At 75.5% G+C, this 1,770-nt stretch carries 2 protein-coding genes; both read right to left on the bottom strand.

Features of this window, described 5'->3' with window-relative positions:
* Positions 1-52: 52 nt before the first annotated feature.
* The gene (locus tag C1A33_RS24695) at positions 53-895 is read right to left on the bottom strand and encodes an ABC transporter permease (protein WP_101833760.1); all 843 of its coding nucleotides are present in this window, start codon (positions 893-895) and stop codon (positions 53-55) included.
* Positions 892-1,716 (bottom strand): ABC transporter ATP-binding protein, encoded by an 825-nt coding sequence (locus C1A33_RS24690; protein WP_101833758.1) that lies wholly within the window; start codon positions 1,714-1,716, stop codon positions 892-894. The genes C1A33_RS24695 and C1A33_RS24690 overlap by 4 nt, the downstream gene beginning before the upstream one ends.
* Positions 1,717-1,770: the final 54 nt, after the last annotated feature.

The following is a 1,770-nucleotide window of genomic DNA, read 5'->3' as shown; positions in this document are numbered from 1 at the left end:
GGGCGCGGGCTGGTCCGCTCAGGCCGGGCCGATCGGGCCATGCCAGTGGTCGTCACCGCACCCTCCGACGGAGCGGGGCCATGATCGCGGCCGCGATGGCGAACAGACCGAGGGCCGCCGCCGCGGCGACCAACAGCGAGGCCCACAGCAGCGCCGGCTGGTAGCTGAACAGCGCGTTGACCATCACCTGGCCGAGACCGCGGGTGCCGGTCGCCCCCGACCACTCGGCGACGATCGCGCCGACGAAGCAGGCCGGCAGCATCGCCCGCAGGCCGAGGTCGAGCACGGGCACGGTGTGCCAGAAGCCGACGTGCCGCCACCAGCGCAGCCGGGGAGTGGCGTAGAGAGCACCGAGGTCCTCCCGGCCGCGGGCCGCCGCGACCGCCGCGCCGACCAGCATCGCGGCCACCGGCACCAGGCCGGAGAGCACGGTGACCGTGGTGACCAGCCGGGCTCCTCGCGTGATCACCAGGGCGAGCGCGGGCGTCACGGCGATCAGCGGCAGCGAGCCGACCACCACCGACAGCCCGCCGAGCGCCGTGGCGATCGCCGGGATGACCGCCACGACCATCATCCCGAGTACGGTGACGGCGAGCAGGATGACGGCGCCGGTGACGGTCGCGCTCAGCGTCGGGCGTGCGTTGTACCAGATCATCGACCATTCGTCGTGCAGCGTGCGGACGGTGTCGACCGGGCCGACGAAGCCCGGGCCGAGCCAGCCGGTCGCGGCGAGCACCGCCCAGGCACCGGGCAGCGCCGCGATCGCCACGGCCGTCACCACCGCCCGGGTGAGCGGTGATCCCCCGATCGGGCCAGCGGCGACGGCGACGGGGGACGCACCGCCCGCACGGGCCAGGCGCCCCGGCCTGACCCACCGCTGCGAGGTGAGGGTCATCGTCCGGCCTCCAGCTCCTCGCGCACGGCCCGGCAGCGGGCCGAGAACTCCGGGGTGTCCCGCGCCGCCCGGCGCTGCGACCGCGGCTGCGGCACGTCCAGGACGGCGCGCACCGCGCACGGCCGGCGCCCCAGCACGACGACGACGTCCGCGAGCAGCACCGCCTCGTCCACGGAGTGGGTGACCAACAGGCAGGTCGTGCCCGTGTCGGACAGGATCCGCAGCAGCTCCAGGTTCAGGTCCGAGCGGGTGATCTCGTCGAGCGCGCCGAACGGCTCGTCGAGCAGCAGGACCTCGGGCCGCGTCGCCAGCGCGCGGGCGAGGGCGACCCGTTGACGCATCCCGCCCGACAGCTCCCGCGGGCGCCGGTCGGCCCACTCGGTGAGCCCGGTGATCTCCAGCAGGTGGTCGGTCCAGGCCCGGTCCTTCGGCAGACCGGCCAGGTCGAACGGCAGCTCGATGTTGCGGCGCACCGTGCGCCACGACAGCAGCCCCGGATCCTGGAAGGCGAACCCCGCCCGCCGCTGCGCGCGCAGCCGCGCCGGGGTCACTCCGCCGACGTCGATGCTGCCGGTGTCGGGTTCGAGCAGCCCCGCCACCAGCCGCAGCAACGTCGACTTCCCGCAGCCCGACGGGCCGACGAGCACGCCCATCCCGCCGCGGGGCACGTCGAAGCTCACCCTGTCGACCGCGGGCAGGGCACCGCGCCGGCCCCGGTAGCCGTAGCTGACGGCCTGGATGCGCAGTCCCCCGTCTGTTGGGGCGGATGGGTCGGCCGCGCCCGTGGCGGGCGCCGCGAGCTGGGCTGGTGCCGGGTTCATGCGGGGACCTCCCGGGAAGCGGGTGTGCATGGGCCGGTTGGGTCAGGGCGGGGG

The sequence above is a fragment of the Frankia canadensis genome (assembly GCF_900197875.1).
Lineage (GTDB): Bacteria > Actinomycetota > Actinomycetes > Frankiales > Frankiaceae > Frankia > Frankia canadensis.
This window is presented reverse-complemented; position numbering and strand designations above follow the sequence as displayed.

Coding starts and splice junctions, on each gene's coding strand:
- C1A33_RS24695 (WP_101833760.1), bottom strand. CDS start 895: ATGACCCTCACCTCGCAGCGGTGGGTCAGGCCGGGGCGCCTGGCCCGT.
- C1A33_RS24690 (WP_101833758.1), bottom strand. CDS start 1,716: ATGAACCCGGCACCAGCCCAGCTCGCGGCGCCCGCCACGGGCGCGGCC.